The organism is Devosia sp. GW821-FHT12F11 (assembly GCF_058806655.1).
Genome location: NZ_JBXAPX010000001.1, coordinates 442,330 through 457,138 on the forward strand (window position 1 = coordinate 442,330; position 14,809 = coordinate 457,138).

Annotated in this window: 14 protein-coding genes; 8 read left to right on the forward strand and 6 right to left on the reverse strand. The window is 65.0% G+C overall.

The features are described 5' to 3' along the window. Positions 1 to 296: 296 nt before the first annotated feature. From rimP to AC1ROK_RS02310, 7 genes are all read left to right on the forward strand, one after another. The gene (gene rimP, locus AC1ROK_RS02280) at positions 297 to 974 is read left to right on the forward strand and encodes a ribosome maturation factor RimP (protein WP_492843418.1); all 678 of its coding nucleotides are present in this window, start codon (positions 297 to 299) and stop codon (positions 972 to 974) included. Continuing rightward, positions 975 to 2,576 carry a transcription termination factor NusA gene (gene nusA, locus AC1ROK_RS02285; protein ID WP_492843420.1) on the forward strand — a complete coding sequence of 534 codons (1,602 nt, stop codon included), beginning with the start codon at positions 975 to 977 and terminating at the stop codon, positions 2,574 to 2,576. A gap of 19 nt (positions 2,577 to 2,595) precedes the next feature. After that, complete coding sequence (locus AC1ROK_RS02290) at positions 2,596 to 3,213, forward strand: RNA-binding protein (protein WP_492843422.1); 618 nt, start codon at positions 2,596 to 2,598, stop codon at positions 3,211 to 3,213. A 122-nt stretch (positions 3,214 to 3,335) separates the two neighbouring features. Then, on the forward strand, positions 3,336 to 6,035 hold the full coding sequence (infB, locus tag AC1ROK_RS02295; RefSeq protein WP_492843424.1) for a translation initiation factor IF-2: 2,700 nt from the start codon (positions 3,336 to 3,338) through the stop codon (positions 6,033 to 6,035). Between the two features lie 3 nt (positions 6,036 to 6,038). Beyond that, on the forward strand, positions 6,039 to 6,515 hold the full coding sequence (locus tag AC1ROK_RS02300) for a hypothetical protein (protein ID WP_492843426.1): 477 nt from the start codon (positions 6,039 to 6,041) through the stop codon (positions 6,513 to 6,515). Between the two features lie 39 nt (positions 6,516 to 6,554). Next, entirely contained in the window at positions 6,555 to 7,073 is a 519-nt protein-coding gene (locus AC1ROK_RS02305) for a hypothetical protein (protein ID WP_492843428.1), read from the forward strand. A gap of 155 nt (positions 7,074 to 7,228) precedes the next feature. Continuing rightward, on the forward strand, positions 7,229 to 9,064 hold the full coding sequence (locus AC1ROK_RS02310) for an ABC transporter ATP-binding protein (protein ID WP_492843430.1): 1,836 nt from the start codon (positions 7,229 to 7,231) through the stop codon (positions 9,062 to 9,064). A 165-nt stretch (positions 9,065 to 9,229) separates the two neighbouring features. Here AC1ROK_RS02310 and AC1ROK_RS02315 read toward each other — a convergent pair whose 3' ends face one another. Genes AC1ROK_RS02315 through AC1ROK_RS02325 form a run of 3 tightly spaced genes read right to left on the reverse strand, consistent with a single transcriptional unit; the run spans position 9,230 to position 10,562 of the window. Beyond that, positions 9,230 to 9,865: an ATP-dependent Clp protease proteolytic subunit gene (locus AC1ROK_RS02315; RefSeq protein WP_492843432.1), complete on the reverse strand. Its 636-nt coding sequence runs from the start codon at positions 9,863 to 9,865 to the stop codon at positions 9,230 to 9,232. Positions 9,866 to 9,912: 47 nt separating this feature from the next. Continuing rightward, on the reverse strand, positions 9,913 to 10,254 hold the full coding sequence (locus tag AC1ROK_RS02320; RefSeq protein WP_492843434.1) for an SRPBCC family protein: 342 nt from the start codon (positions 10,252 to 10,254) through the stop codon (positions 9,913 to 9,915). Further along, complete coding sequence (locus AC1ROK_RS02325; protein WP_492843436.1) at positions 10,251 to 10,562, reverse strand: ArsR/SmtB family transcription factor; 312 nt, start codon at positions 10,560 to 10,562, stop codon at positions 10,251 to 10,253. Before AC1ROK_RS02325 ends, AC1ROK_RS02320 begins: the two co-directional genes overlap by 4 nt. Before the next feature lie 97 nt (positions 10,563 to 10,659). On the opposite strand from AC1ROK_RS02325, the gene AC1ROK_RS02330 reads away from it, so the two are divergent. After that, positions 10,660 to 11,316 carry a hypothetical protein gene (locus AC1ROK_RS02330; protein ID WP_492843438.1) on the forward strand — a complete coding sequence of 219 codons (657 nt, stop codon included), beginning with the start codon at positions 10,660 to 10,662 and terminating at the stop codon, positions 11,314 to 11,316. 144 nt (positions 11,317 to 11,460) lie between these two features. Here the strand turns inward: AC1ROK_RS02330 and AC1ROK_RS02335 are convergent, their stop codons facing one another. The 3 genes from AC1ROK_RS02335 to AC1ROK_RS02345 form a co-directional block, all read right to left on the reverse strand. Next, positions 11,461 to 13,704 carry an ATP-binding cassette domain-containing protein gene (locus tag AC1ROK_RS02335; RefSeq protein WP_492843440.1) on the reverse strand — a complete coding sequence of 748 codons (2,244 nt, stop codon included), beginning with the start codon at positions 13,702 to 13,704 and terminating at the stop codon, positions 11,461 to 11,463. A gap of 61 nt (positions 13,705 to 13,765) precedes the next feature. Continuing rightward, positions 13,766 to 13,978 (reverse strand): hypothetical protein, encoded by a 213-nt coding sequence (locus AC1ROK_RS02340; RefSeq protein WP_492843442.1) that lies wholly within the window; start codon positions 13,976 to 13,978, stop codon positions 13,766 to 13,768. 54 nt (positions 13,979 to 14,032) lie between these two features. After that, a complete protein-coding gene (locus AC1ROK_RS02345; protein WP_492843444.1) occupies positions 14,033 to 14,782 on the reverse strand; it encodes an ABC transporter permease in 750 nt (249 codons plus the stop codon). Positions 14,783 to 14,809 lie beyond the last annotated feature (27 nt).

Sequence of the window (14,809 nt, forward strand, 5' to 3'; positions counted from 1 at the left end):
CTTTTCCTGAAAGCGCTCCGCGCACCATAGCGGCTGGAGGCGGCAAGCACAGTCCGGACGCATCACCTTGCGTCGGACGTCTATCGGCGCTATATGAGCGCCAACAACATCTCTGGCTCTAAGCGAGAGTGGGGTGCCGACCGGGCCCCCCGCTCTTTTTGTTTTCCAAGGGCCAGGGCAGACTGGACGAGCAACGCGAGGACCACGGCCGACGTTTCGGCCGCCCCGCCGGAGGGCCAGGCGTTTCGAGCGCGACCAGCGCTCGCCAACGCCGGTACGGCCCGCGAGGAATAAAGATGACGTTCGACCTCACCGAAAAGCGCTACATCAAGGAGACCGGCCTCGAGCAGCGGATCGCCCGCATCGTCGAGCCCGTCGCCAATGATCTCGGCTACAGCCTCGTGCGTGTGAAGATGACGCAGGAGAACGGCCTGACGCTGCAGATCATGGCTGAAGACGGCAATGGCCGCTTCAACATCACCGACTGCGAGCGGCTGAGCAAAGACGTCTCGCCGGTGCTCGACGTCGAGGATCCGATCGATCGCGAGTATCATCTCGAAGTGTCATCGCCCGGCATTGACCGGCCGTTGGTGCGGGCCCGTGATTTCGCCGCCTATATCGGCCACGAGGCCAAGGTCGAGCTCAGCGACCTGCTTGATGGCCGCCGCCGTTTCCGCGGGCTGATCAAGGCGGTCGATGGCGACCATGTCGTCATCACCCTGCCTGATGTGCCCAAGGGCACCGAGCCGGATTTCCGTCTGCCGCTCACCATGCTGGCCGAAGCCAAGCTGGTGATGACCGACAAGCTGATGAACCTGGCGCAGGTCGACCAGCAAGAATTCCCCATCGACGACGATGCAGACATCGAAACCGTCGAGCTGCCTGACGACCCGGAGGCCGATGTGGCCGAGGACACGGCAGGCCGCGCTGAAACCACATCTGAAGAAGACGCTTCCACTGAGGAGACACACTAAATGGCCGTTAGCGCGAACCGCCTGGAGCTGCTCCAGATCGCTGATGCCGTCGCCCGCGAGAAGTCGATCGATCGCATGATCGTCATCGAGTCGATGCAGGACGCGATCGAGAAGGCGGCCAAGACCCGCTACGGCGCCGAGACCAATGTCCGCGCCGAGATCAATCCCAAGACCGGCGAGCTGCGCCTGTGGCGCCTGCTCGAAGTGGTCGAGGCCGTCGAGGAACCCGGGCGCCAGATCGAGCTCAAATACGCCAAGCAGAAGAACGACGCCGCCAAGCTCGGCGATTTCCTCACCGAGCCGCTGCCGCCGATCGAGTTCGGTCGCATCGCCGCCCAGTCGGCCAAGCAGGTGATCGTGCAGAAGGTGCGCGATGCCGAGCGCGACCGTATGTATGAAGAGTACATCAACCGCGTCGGCGAGATCGTCAATGGCACGGTCAAGCGCGTCGAATACGGCAACGTCATCGTCGATCTCGGCCGTGGCGAAGCCATCATCCGCCGCGACGAACTGATCCCGCGTGAGCTCTATCGCTACGGCGACCGGGTCCGCGCCTATATCTACGACGTGCGCCGCGAGCAGCGCGGCCCGCAGATTTTCCTCTCCCGCACCCATCCGCAGTTCATGGCCAAGCTGTTCATGCAGGAAGTGCCGGAGATCTACGACGGCATCATCACTATCCGCTCGATCGCCCGCGACCCGGGCAGCCGCGCCAAGATCGCCGTGACCTCGTCGGATTCCTCGATCGACCCGGTCGGCGCTTGCGTCGGTATGCGCGGCTCGCGCGTCCAGGCGGTGGTTGCCGAACTGCAGGGCGAAAAGATCGACATCATCCCGTGGACCGAATCGATCGCCGATCTCGTCGTTTCGGCGCTGCAGCCGGCTGACGTGGCCAAGGTTGTGCTCGACGAGCAGGCCGAGCGTATCGAAGTCGTGGTGCCCGACGAGCAGCTCAGCCTCGCCATCGGCCGCCGCGGCCAGAACGTCCGTCTCGCTTCGCAGCTGATCGGCTGGGATATCGACATCCTGACCGAGCAGGAAGAGTCCGAGCGCCGCCAGAAGGAATTCACCGAGCGCTCTGCTTTGTTCATGCAGGCCCTTGATGTTGACGAGATGGTTGCCCAACTACTGGCTTCCGAAGGCTTCTCCTCGGTTGAGGAACTCGCCTATATCGACGCCTCGGAAATCGCCTCGATCCAGGGTTTTGACGAAGAGACCGCGGCCGAAATCCAGCAGCGCGCCTCCGACTACCTGGCGGCGATCGAGAAGGCCAACGACGACGAGCGCATCAAGCTGGGCGTCGAGGACGAGCTCTACGAGATCCCGGGCCTGAACGCGGCAATGCTGGTCGCGCTCGGCAAGGAAGACATCAAGAGCGTCGAGGACTTTGCCGGCTGCGCCGCCGACGACCTGGTGGGCTGGACCGAACGCAAGGACGGCGAGACCAAGCGGTTCGAGGGCACCTTCAAGGATTTCCCTGTCAGTCGCGAGGAAGCCGAGGAGATGATCCTGCAGGCCCGTCTCAAGGCTGGCTGGATCACCGAAGCCGATCTCGCCGTGGCCGAAGAGGCCGCGGAACTGGAAGAAGGGGCGCCCGCGTAATCGGGTGGTCTCGAACCCGGTGCCGCGTCGCGAAGAAACCGAAAGGCAATGCGCTCTCACCCGTGAGGTGAAGCCGATTGCCGAACTGATCCGCTTCGCCGTCTCACCCGACGGCGAGGTGGTGCCCGATACCGACGGCAAGGCCGAAGGACGCGGCGTCTGGATTACCCTTGGCCACCGACAAGTGGCCGAGGCGCAAAAGAAGAAGGCCTTCGCCAAAAGCCTCAAGGCCGAGGTGAAGGTGCCCGACGATCTTGCCGGTCTGACCCGGCGCCGGCTGGAGGAGCGACTGCTCAGTTCGCTCTCCCTGGCGCGCAAGGCAGGACAGCTGATCACCGGCTCGACCAAGGTCAAGTCGGCGATCGAAGCGGGTGAAGTGCAGGCTCTCCTCACCGCGACCGATGCGGCCGAGGATGGCAGGAATAAGCTCCTGGGTTCGCTCAAGGGCTACACGAAGGCAGCGGAAGAGGCAGGTTTTGAGCCCGTCTTAACTCCGCATTTCGAATTGCTCGATTCGGGCCAAATGGGTTTGGCACTCGGGATCGAAAATGTGATACATGCTGCGCTCATCAAGGGGGGCGCGGCCCAGGCGGCGGTGCAACGAGCCGAAAGGCTGGCTCGTTACATTGCCAACTAGATGGGTTATTTGAGCGGCGCGAGCATAGCTACGCCGCCCCCTGAGCCCGACAATCGGACTTGTTCAGAGAGCGCGGAGACGCGCTTTCGCGGGCAGGTTTCGTGAAGGAAGACGCGAGTTACATGGCTGATAACGACGACAAGCGCGAAGATTCTGGTGCCGGCGGCAAGAAGACGCTGTCATTGAAGGGAGGCCCCAGCGTGGGGGCACGCCCCAATGTGGCACGTTCGTCGCGGAACACTGTGGTCGTCGAGAAGCGCACCCGCTTCGTGCCGCCCGGCTCGCCCGGCGCACATACCCCACACACCCCGCATACCCCGCGTCCGCCCCAGAGTGGCGGCGGTGCTCCGTCCCAGGGTTCGGGCCGCCCCGCTTCGTCGGGTGCGCCGTCGGGCAATCGCCCGTACCAGTCCAACCAGGGCCGGCCGCCGCTCCGTTCGGGCGCCGCACCGCGTCCCGGTGGTGGCCTGAGCGCCACTGAAGCCGATGCCCGGGCCCGCGCCCTGCGCGAAGCCGCCGGTCGTCAGGCCGAGGATGAGGCTCGCGCCCGCGCCGAAGAGGCGCGCCGCATCGAGGAAGACGCTCGCCGCCGGGCCCTCCGCGAGGAGGCGCAGCGCGCCGAGGAAGCCAAGGCGCGTGCCGCCGAGGCCGACCGCGCGCTCGAGGAAGTCGCCGAGATCTCTACGGTATCGCGTGAGCCGCGCGTCTCGCCGGCCCGCCGTGCCGCCGAGACGGCGCCGCAGCGCCGCCCGGCGACCCCGGTTGCCGAGCTGCCGCCGACGCCGCCCTCGGAAGCTGATGGCCGCAAGACCCGTACCGCTCCGGCGGCACGGCCGCTGGTCAATGCCACCGAGCTCGAGAACGCCCGTCGTGGCGGCGCTGCGCGCGTTGCAGCAACGCCCGAGCGTCCGACCCGCCGCGCCGGCGAGGAGGCTTTTGCCCGCGGTCGCCTGACCGTTACCAATGCCGGTTCGGAGTCCGATCGCGACAAGGGGCCGTCACTGGCCGCCATGCGTCGCCGTCGCGACAAGAAGATGGGCCGCAACCAGCAGCAGGCGCCCAAGCTCAGCCGTGAAGTGACCATTCCTGAGGCGATCACCGTCCAGGAACTGGCCAACCGCATGTCCGAGCGTGCCGTCGACGTGATCAAGATCCTGATGGCCCAGGGCCAGATGGTGAAGATCACCGATATCATCGACAGCGATACCGCCGAACTGATCGCCACCGAACTTGGCCACACCGTCAAGCGCGTCTCCGATGCCGACGTCGAAGAAGGGCTGTATGACATCCCGGCCGACGACAAGGCGGAGGACCTGACCAACCGCGCGCCGGTGGTGACCATCATGGGTCACGTCGACCACGGCAAGACCTCGCTGCTCGACGCCATCCGCGAGACCAATGTGGTCTCCGGTGAAGCCGGCGGCATCACCCAGCACATCGGTGCCTATCAGGTCGAAAAGAACGGCCAGAAGATCACCTTCCTCGACACCCCGGGCCACGAAGCGTTCACCGCCATGCGTGCCCGTGGCGCCCAGGCCACCGATATCGCGGTGCTGGTGGTGGCGGCCGATGACGGCGTCATGCCGCAGACCATCGAATCCATCAAGCACGCCAAGGCGGCCGGGGTTCCGATCATTGTCGCCATCAACAAGATGGACAAGCCGAGTGCCAATCCGCAGCGCGTTCGCACCGAACTGCTGCAGCACGAAGTGTTCGTCGAATCGATGGGCGGCGATGTGCTCGACGTGGAAGTTTCGGCGGTCACCAAGGCCGGCCTCGACAAGCTGCTCGAAACCATCCTGCTGCAGGCCGAAGTGCTGGAGCTCAAGGTGGCCCGCGACGGGCGCGCCGAGGGCCTCGTCATCGAAGCCAAGCTCGATCGCGGCCGCGGTGCGGTGGCGACGGTGCTGGTGCAGCGCGGCACGCTTGCGATCGGCGATATCGTCGTCGCCGGCACCGAGTTCGCCCGCGTCCGTGCGCTGATCAACGACAAGGGCGAGCAGGTGAAGGAAGCCGGCCCGTCCATTCCGGTGGAAGTGCTGGGCTTTACCGGCGTGCCGTCGGCCGGCGACCGCTTCAGTGTGGTCGAGACCGAAGCACGGGCCCGTGAAGTCACCGAGTACCGTCAGCGCCTGATCCGCGAGAAGACAGCGGGCGGCGGCGCCACCAGCCTCGAGCAGATGATGAATCAGCTCAAGGCCTCGGGCATCGCCAAGTTCCCGCTGATCATCAAGGGCGACGTGCAGGGCTCGGTCGAAGCGATCAACGCCTCGCTCAACAAGCTCTCGACCGACGAAGTGTCGGCGCAGATCCTGATGAGCGGCGTCGGCGCCATCACCGAATCCGACGTGACGCTGGCTTCCGCTTCGAACGCCATCATCATCGGCTTCAACGTCCGCGCCAACAAGCAGGCCTCTGACCTCGCCACCCGCGAGGGCATCGAAATCCGCTACTACAACATCATCTACGACCTCGTGGATGACGTGAAGGCAGCGATGTCGGGCCTGTTGAAGCCGGAGCGTCGCGAGACCTTCATCGGCTACGCTTCGATCAAGGAAGTGTTCCAGATCACCAAGGTCGGCAAGGTCGCCGGCTGCCAGGTCACCGAGGGCATCGTCGAACGCGGCGCCGGCGTGCGCCTCTTGCGCGACAACGTCGTGATCCACGAAGGCAAGCTGAAAACGCTCAAGCGCTTCAAGGACGAAGTCAAGGAAGTGCCGGTCGGCCAGGAATGCGGCATGGCCTTCGAAAACTACGAAGACATCCGCCCCGGCGACGTCATCGAATGCTTCCGCGTGGAGAGCGTGGTCCGTTCGCTCTAGGCGATGGTCGACAAGCAAGCAAAGAGAGCGCCTGGTGCAAACCCGGCGCTCTCTTTTCTTTTGGCGGGTGCGAAGGCGATCATCCTCACCGTCTCGCTGCTGGCAGTGTTCATCGTCGGTTGGTCGGTGTGGCGCTGGTACCGACCCGAGCACTTCCTCAACGCGGTAAACAGGTTTGGCCTTGAGCAGCTATACGCAGCCCGCACCGGCTGCCGAGGCACCTGCCTTCCGGACTGGCATGTTTCGATGCTGGGCGCCGTGTTCGATCCGGGCGAGGAGCGCTTGCAGATCGTCCGCCGACTGGCTGATGCCGGCTATGAGGTGTGGTACGATGAAGGCGACAAAATAGGCTACATTCTGCGTGGCGCCGGCACTGGGGCCCTGTTCGTCTGCGACACTCACTTCATCGTCGATCTGGCGTTTGACCCATCAGACCGCCTCGTCGGTGCGGACAGCATCGGTAGTGGCGTCTGCCTGTAGCCAGTTGCGCGAACAGGCTGAGTACCGTCACTGTTGGCCATGACCGACCCCCTCCTCACCTTCACCTACACCTTGACCACCGCCGACGCGCTGGCCTACGAGGCCTTGCCGCGCGAGCTGATCGGTTGGCGTAAGTGGCTGCTGCTGATCTGGCTCGCTGTTGCAGGTGGCCTCGTGGCGTTCCTGCCGGCCGACTGGGTCGGGCCGGAATGGGGCTGGCGCTTCTGGCTGGCGGCGCTGCTGCTGGTCGGCATCGCCTATGGATTGGCCGCTGCAGTGATGACGCTCGCAACGCACCGCCGGGCGCGTCGCCGCATACCCGCGCCTATGGTGGAGACGCTTGAGCAATGGGGTGACCATCTCGCAGTGATAACGGCCGAGCGGCAGCTGTTCATCGCCTATGAGACCATCGCCGATGTCGCCATCGGCAAGGCTCACGTCTTCATCACCGCACCACCCGAGGCGCTGATCGTGCCGCTTACAGCGTTTGCCGACCGGGACGAAATGACGGCGTTCGGTGAGGATGTCGATCGGCTATCGCGCCAAGCGGTCCCGTGACGGGTCGCGCACCTGCCTGAATTGGCGGTTTCGCCAAGCCGTGCCGCGCCTTAGGATCAGGCCCGTTCCTTTAAGGGTGATGTTTGATGCGTGGTGTCGGCGGCAGGGTTGGGGGCGGGGGACGGGGGGCGAACGGTCCCGATATCCCGGACGCATTGCCGTTCGACAAGGGAGAGCGGCTCAAGACCTTCCGCCACCTCGGCCGACTGTTCGCCCAGATGTGGCGGACCAGCCCCTGGCTGATGAGCCTCAGCATCGCGCTTCGGCTGGTGGTCGCCGTCCAGCCGCCGCTGGTGCTGCTGCTGACCAAGCTGATCATCGACGAGGTAGTGCATCAAACCAGCCTCGGCGTGCCCGGCCCCGAGCTCAATGACTGGCTGCAGAGTGGCCGATTGACCTTCCTGATGGCGCTGCTGACCGGCGAGTTCGTGCTGGTCTTCGCCCGCGACGCCTTCAACCGCGCCATCAACGTGGTCGACAACATCCTCGGCGAAAGCCACTCAAACGCCGTCAGCCTCGAGCTGATGGAGCATGCCGCCAAGCTCGATTTGAAGCATTTCGAGCAATCCGAATACCAGGATCGACTGGAGCGGGCGCGCCGGCAGGCCTCGAGCCGCTCGACCGTCATCTCGCAGGTGTTCGGCCAGGCGCAGGCGATGATTACTGCTATCGCGCTCGCCGCCGGGCTTTTCGTCTATGCCCCGCTGCTGATCGGTCTGTTGGCGCTGGCGCTGATCCCCGCGGTATGGGGCGAGTTCCGCTTCAACCGGCTGGCCTACTGGATCTCGCATAACCGCTCGCCCGAGCGGCGGCAGCTCGAATATCTGCGCCAGATCGGCGCCAGCGCCGACAGCGCCAAGGAGATCAAGCTGTTCGGGCTAGGGGAGTTCCTGAGTGGCCGCTTCAAGGGACTGTCCGACCAGATCCTGATCGAGAACCGCAACCTCTCGATCAAGCGGGCGCTGCAGACCGGGCTGCTCGCCTCGATCTCCACCCTCACCTACTATGCCGCCTACGCCTATATCGTCTGGCGGACCCTGCATGGTGAGTTCTCCATCGGCACGCTGGTGTTCCTGTCGGGCAGCTTCTCGCAGCTCAACGGCTACCTGCAGCAGATATTGATCGGCTTCACCCAGATCGCCGGGCAGTCGCTCTATCTCGACGACCTGTTCAGCTTCTTCGAGATCAAGCCGACCATCCTCGACCCCAAACACCCAAAACCCTTCCCGCTGCCGGTCAGGCAGGGGCTGGTGTTCGAAAATGTCGGCTTCCGCTATCCGGGCTCGGAAAACTGGGCGGTGCGCAACTTGAGCTTTGCCGTTCCGGCCGGCGAGACGCTGGCGCTGGTGGGCGAGAACGGCGCCGGCAAGACCACCATCGTCAAGCTGATGACCCGCCTCTACGACCCCGACGAGGGCCGCATCACGCTTGATGGCATCGACCTCAAGGAATTCGCCACCGCGGATCTGCGCACCCATATCGGCGTCATCTTCCAGGATTTCCTGCGCTACAGTTTTACCGCCTCGGACAATATCGGCGTCGGCCGCATCGAGGTGGCCGCCGATCGCGAGCGCATCGTCTCGGCCGCCGAGCAGAGCCTTGCCGATCCGGTGATCCGCAAGCTGCCCGAGGGCTATGACCAGATGCTCGGCCGTACCTTTTTGAAGGGCCAGGATCTGTCGGGCGGCGAGTGGCAGAAGATCGCCATCGCCCGCGCCTATATGCGCAACGCCGAGATCATCATCCTCGACGAGCCGACCGCGGCGCTCGACGCGCGCGCCGAAGCCGAAGTCTTCACCCGCTTCAAGAATCTCGCCGAGGGCACCACGGCGGTGCTGATCTCGCACCGCTTCTCCACCGTCCGCATGGCCGACCGCATCGTCGTGCTGGCTGACGGCAAGGTGGAAGAGCAGGGCACCCACGCCGAGCTGATGCAGAATGGCGGGCGCTACGCGGAACTGTTCGAGCTGCAGGCGCAGGGGTATCGCTGAGGCATGCGCACCCTCCGCACTTAGAGGCGATCGCCTCCCTCCCCCTTGAGGGGAGGGACTGAAGGAGCGGGTGGTGAAGTCAGCACCGTGCCCGCCGCACCACCCCCACCCCCCGCCCCTCCCCTCAAGGGGGGAGGGGAGCAAGGCGGCGGATCGAATAGAGGGCTACCGCCCCATCGGCAGTTCCGGCACCGGCATCGCCAGCTCCGCCCGCTCGGTGAAGATGGAGTCGATCAGCCCCCAATCTTGGGCTTCTTCCGGCGACATGTAGCGGTCGCGGTCGAGGGTGCGTTCGACTTCCTCGATCGTGCGGCCGCAGTGCTTGGCGTAGATGCGATTGATCCGCGCCTTCACCTTCTGGCTCTCCTCGGCATGGATCAGCACGTCGGTGACCTTGCCCTGGGCGCCGCCCGAGGGCTGGTGCACGAGGATCGAGGCGTTGGGCAGCGCCATGCGGCGGCCAGGAGCGCCGCCGGCGAGCAGGAACGAGCCCATCGAATAGGCGGTGCCCATGCAGAGCGTCGACACCGGCGATTTGATGAACTGCATGGTGTCGTAGATGGCGAGCCCGGCCGTCACCACGCCGCCTGGCGAGTTGATATAGAGCGAGATCTCCTTGCCGGGGTTCTCGGATTCGAGGAACAACAGCTGGGCGCAGATCAGCGCCGCCATCTGATCCTCGACCTCGCCGTTGACGAAAATGATCCGCTCGCGCAGCAGCCGCGAGAAGATATCGAACGAACGCTCCCCGCGGCTCGACTGTTCGATGACCATAGGGACGAGCTGCATCATGTCGCGCATCGGCAACCTCCTTCAGAATGGCTTTGAGTATGGGGATGGGCGGAGCGCTAAGCGGCCCGCAGCATCGCGGTGTTGGTGTTGGCGGGGATCGGCACGCGCAGCGGCGCCGCCACCCGGTCGTGCACCAGCCGCAGCCAGGTGCCGCCCTCGGGCGTCGCCTCGAGCGTGAAGGTCACCAGCTCACCCTCGCCATCGCCTTCGCGCCAGCTGAGGCGCAGTCGATGTGGCGGCACCGCCTCCACCACTTCTGCGGTGAAGCGTTCGCCATCACCATCGGGCAGCAGCCAGGCATCGCGATAGGCCGGGATCGACAGCGCCCGCCACACCTTTTCCGGCGCGGCATCGAGCCCGCATTCGACCGTCACGCGCTCGGCTTCGGATTCGCTCATTGATCCATCTCCTTGAGGAAGTCCTTCAGGCGGCTGAGCCGCTCGGGCCAGAACGCCTGGTAGCGGCTCAGCCAGTCATGCAGCGGCGCCATGCCGTCGGGGTTCACCGCGTAGTGGACGCTGCGTCCCTCGCGCCGTTCGCGGATCAGCCCGGCGCCCCGCAGCACCGCGATGTGCTGCGACATCGCCGGCTGCGAGATGGCAAAACCCTCGCCCAGCGCCGAGCCGGTCAGCTCGCCGGAGGCCAGCCGCTCCAGCATGGCGCGACGATTGGGGTCGGCCAGCGCCTTGAAGATATCTGCTTCCATGCACAACACATAAGCCAATACTTATGAGTCGCGCAAGCCCGCTCGACTCCCGGGCCGCGCCCGCATAGGTTCCGCCCGCTTCGCCGGGAGGATGTCGATGCGGACCCTGTTGCTTGTTCTGGCCCTGTTGGCCGCCTCGCCCACCCTGGCCGAGGAGGCGCCGGTGCTCGGCCGCGATGGCGTGAATTTCAGCCTCACGGCACTCGGGCATCGCTTCGTGCTGCCGACGCCGGATTGGCTGACCCCGGCCGAGCGGTTGTCGCCGGACCTGTTGCAACTGGTGGAGTCGAACACCTATGGCGACGCCACGCAGGCCTTTGTCGAGTTCTTCAAGAAGGGCGAGTCAGTCGACAACTGGACCACCACCTACGCCGCGCGGCTGACGCTGCAGCCCGGCCGCAGCCTCGACGATTACCGCCGCGCCACCATGTACGGCTACTCGCAGATCTGTAAGGAGGAAGCCCTCGGCTTCTTCAATTTCGGCGAGGAGACGGACACGTTCTTCCCCGCCCTCGGCATGGCTTGCGGCGCCTACAAGGACAACGGCAAGCTGCGCGGGCTGGGTGAGGTGATGGTGGCGGTGTTCCGCAAGACCGACACCGGCATCGCCATGGTCTACCAGGAGTGGAAGGGCCGGGCGTTCGATCCGTCCAACCCCAAGACCTGGCCGGTGGACGCGAAGGCGTTCCAGGCGCGGGCGAAGGAATTGCAGGACGTGGTGACGTTGGAGGTGGTGGCTGCTCCCGCAAACTGAAGCAGACGGCCCCCTCCCATCCTCCCCCATAAAGGGGGAGGTGCTCCGCCGGTGTGTTTGGCACGATTGAAGACCGAGCCCCGACTCTTCACCTCCCCCTTTATGGGGGAGGCCGGGAGGGGGCGGTCTCTATCAGTCAGCGACCTACCCCCGAGCCGCCAACGCCTCTCCCGTCAAGCTGCCCCTCGCCCCTTTCAACCCCGTCGGCGTGCCCTCGAACACCACGCTGCCGCCGTCATTGCCGGCGCCGGGTCCGAGGTCGATCACCCAATCCGCCCGGCTGATCACATCGAGATTGTGCTCGATGACGATCACGGTGGAGCCGGCATCGACCAGCCGGTCGAACAGCCCGATCAGCGTGTCGACGTCGTTCATGTGGAGCCCGGTGGTGGGTTCGTCCAGCACGTAGATATTGCCGGATTTACCCAGTTCCGCCGCGAGCTTCAGGCGCTGGCGCTCGCCGCCCGACAAGGTCGAGAGCGGCTGACCCAGCGTCAGATAGCCGAGCCCGACATCGTCGAGCCCCCTGAGGATCTTGGCGATAGCAGGCTCGGTGAAGAACTCGGTCGCCTCCGAAACGCTCATCTCGTAGACGTCGCTGATCGCCTTGCCCCGCAGCTTGTGCTGCAGCACGTCCTCGGTGAAGCGCTTGCCCTCGCAGGTCTCGCAGACGCTCGCCACAGGGTCCATATGCGCGAGATCGGTATAGGTGACCCCCAGCCCCTTGCAGTCGGGGCAGGCGCCCCTCGAGTTGGCCGAGAACAGCGCAGCGTCGACGCCGTTGGCTTTGGCGAAGGTCTTCCGCACCGTGTCGAGGATGCCGGTATAGGTCGCGGTGTTGGAGCGCGACGAGCCGCGGTTGAGGTTCTGGTCGATGATGACAGTGTCGGGATAGGCGGCCGGCAGCGAGCCCTGGATCAGCGAGCTCTTGCCGGCGCCGGCGACGCCGGTGACCACCGTGAGCACGCCCTCGGGGATCGACACCGACACATCACGCAGGTTGTTGGTCTTGGCGTGGGCGATCTTCAGCTGCCCCTTGGCCTTGCGCCCATCGGTCTTGATCGCCTGGTGCTTCTTCATGTGGTTGCCGGTGAGCGTGCCGGATTTGAGCAGTCCCTCGAAATCGCCCTCGTAGACGATCTCGCCACCCCTGGAGCCGGCGAACGGGCCCATATCGACCACATGGTCGGCAATGGCGATCATGTCGGGCTTGTGCTCGACGATCAGCACCGTGTTGCCCTTGTCACGCAACTGCTGCATCAGCCCGGCCAGCGGGGCGACATCGTGCGGGTGGAGCCCGACGCTGGGCTCATCGAACACATAGGTGATGTCGGTCAGCGACGAGCCGAGATGGCGCACCATCTTCACGCGCTGGCTTTCGCCGCCCGATAGAGTCGAACTCTCGCGGTCGAGGCTGAGATAGCCGAGCCCGATGGTGACGAGGTTCTCGAGCCGTGCCGCCAGCGCCGCGATCATCGGCTTGATCGAGGGCGCCTCGATCGAGCGGACGAACGGCGCGAGGTCGGAGACCTGCATTGCCGAACACTCGGCGATCGACTTGCCGTTGACCTTGCTCGACAGCGCCGCCGCATTGAGCCGGGCGCCGCCGCAGGCCGGGCAGGTCGCGCGGGTGAAGATCTTGTCATACTCAACGCGGACATGCGGCTGCAGGTTCTCCGGGTCCTTGCTCCCCAGCCCCTTCTTCAGCTTGGCGACCACGCCCTCGTAGGTGAGCCCGATCTTGCCGACCTTGATCTTGCGGCCATCGTCGAGGTCGAACAGGTTCTCGCGTTCCTCGGCGGTGAACTTCGATACCGGCTTGTCCATGTCGAACAGCCCGGAGTTCTTGTAGATCTCCCAGTACCAGCTATCGACCGCGAAATCCTTGGGTAGCAGGGCGCCCTGGTTGAGCGACTTCGACTCATCGACCACCGCGCTCATGTCCATCGCCGCGACCTGGCCGATACCTTCGCAATCGGGGCACATGCCGCGCGGGTCGTTGTAGGAATAGAGCCCGGGCGCGCCGAGTTTCGGTTCGGCAGCGCGCGAAAAGATCACCCTCAGCATTTGCGCCGCGTCGGTAACGGTGGCGACGGTGGAGCGCGAATTGCCGCCCAGCCGCTGCTGGTCGACGATGATGGCTGCCGAGATATTCTCGAGCTCGTCGGCATCGGGCTGGCCGTAATGCGGCATGAATTGCTGGACGAACGCTGGGTAGGTCTCGTTGATCAGCCGCTGGCTTTCCGCCGCGATGGTGCCGAACACCAGCGAGGATTTGCCCGAGCCCGACACCCCGGTGAACACCGTGATCTTCCGCTTCGGGATATCGAGCGACACGTTCTTGAGGTTGTTCTCCCGCGCCCCGCGGATCCTGATCGAGCCGTACATGCTAACCCTCTCTACGTACTTTACCGATTAGTTAAATAGGCTTTTGAACATTGGCAACCCCTCACGGCAGCCGGTCGAGCACGGCGAACTCCTGATGCACCCGGCGCCGCTCGGCGTCGGAAAGCGTCAGCGTCTGGAAGCGGCGATAGAGGTCCGTCGCGACCTGCTGCTGGCCCATGGCGACTGCCAGTTCGATGCGCGATGCGAGGGCGCGGGCGTCATCGCCGCCGGGGATCGTGGTGGTAAGAACTGGGATGGTGATGGCTTGGTTCATCGCTATGACCTCGTTAGGAAAGAGAGCCGGACGCCCTCAGGCGTCCGGCAACTACTAGAGGCTCGCCTTGCGGATTGCCCGGGCGCCGATGCTGAGCCCAACCACGGCGGTCGCAAGCGCCACCAGCACGCCCCACAGCACGGTGCTGGTGAACAGCTCGCCGGCAAATAGCGCCCGCTCGGCCTCGATCAGATAGGTCAGCGGGTTGAAGCGGCTGGCGATGTAGAGCCAGCCCGGGCCGTTCTCGATCGGCAGCAGCACCCCGCCGAGCAGCATCAGCGGCAGCGCCACCGACTGGCTCACCATGTAGAACAGCGAGGTATTGTGCCGCGCCGCAATCGCCAGCGCATAGGAGAGCGCCGCCACTCCGGCGCCGAACAGGGCAAGCAGGGTGAGCCCGAACAGCATCTGGATCGGATGGAGCGCCAGCCCGAATGGCCAGGCGAGGAGGATCAGTGCCAGGGCCTGCAGCGCGAGGGGGAACATTTCCTTGAGCGAGCGGCCGAAGATCAGCGCCGGCCGGCTCATCGGGGTGGAGAGGAAGCGTTCGAGCACCCCGCTCATCAGCTCCTCGGTAAGGCTCCAGCCGACCATCGCGGTGCCGAACAGCGTCAGCATCACGATCATCCCCGGCACGAACCACTGCAGCGCCTCGGCGGTCGAGCCGCCGACATCGAGCAGCGGCACGAAGAACGCCAGGTAGAGGATGGGCTGCACCAGCCCGAAAGCCATCCAGGACGGATCGGCGAGGGTGGGTTTCATCTCGCGGGCAAACGAAGTGGCGACGTCACGGAAGAAGGTCATGGGTGAATCTCCCAGATATGAACGAAG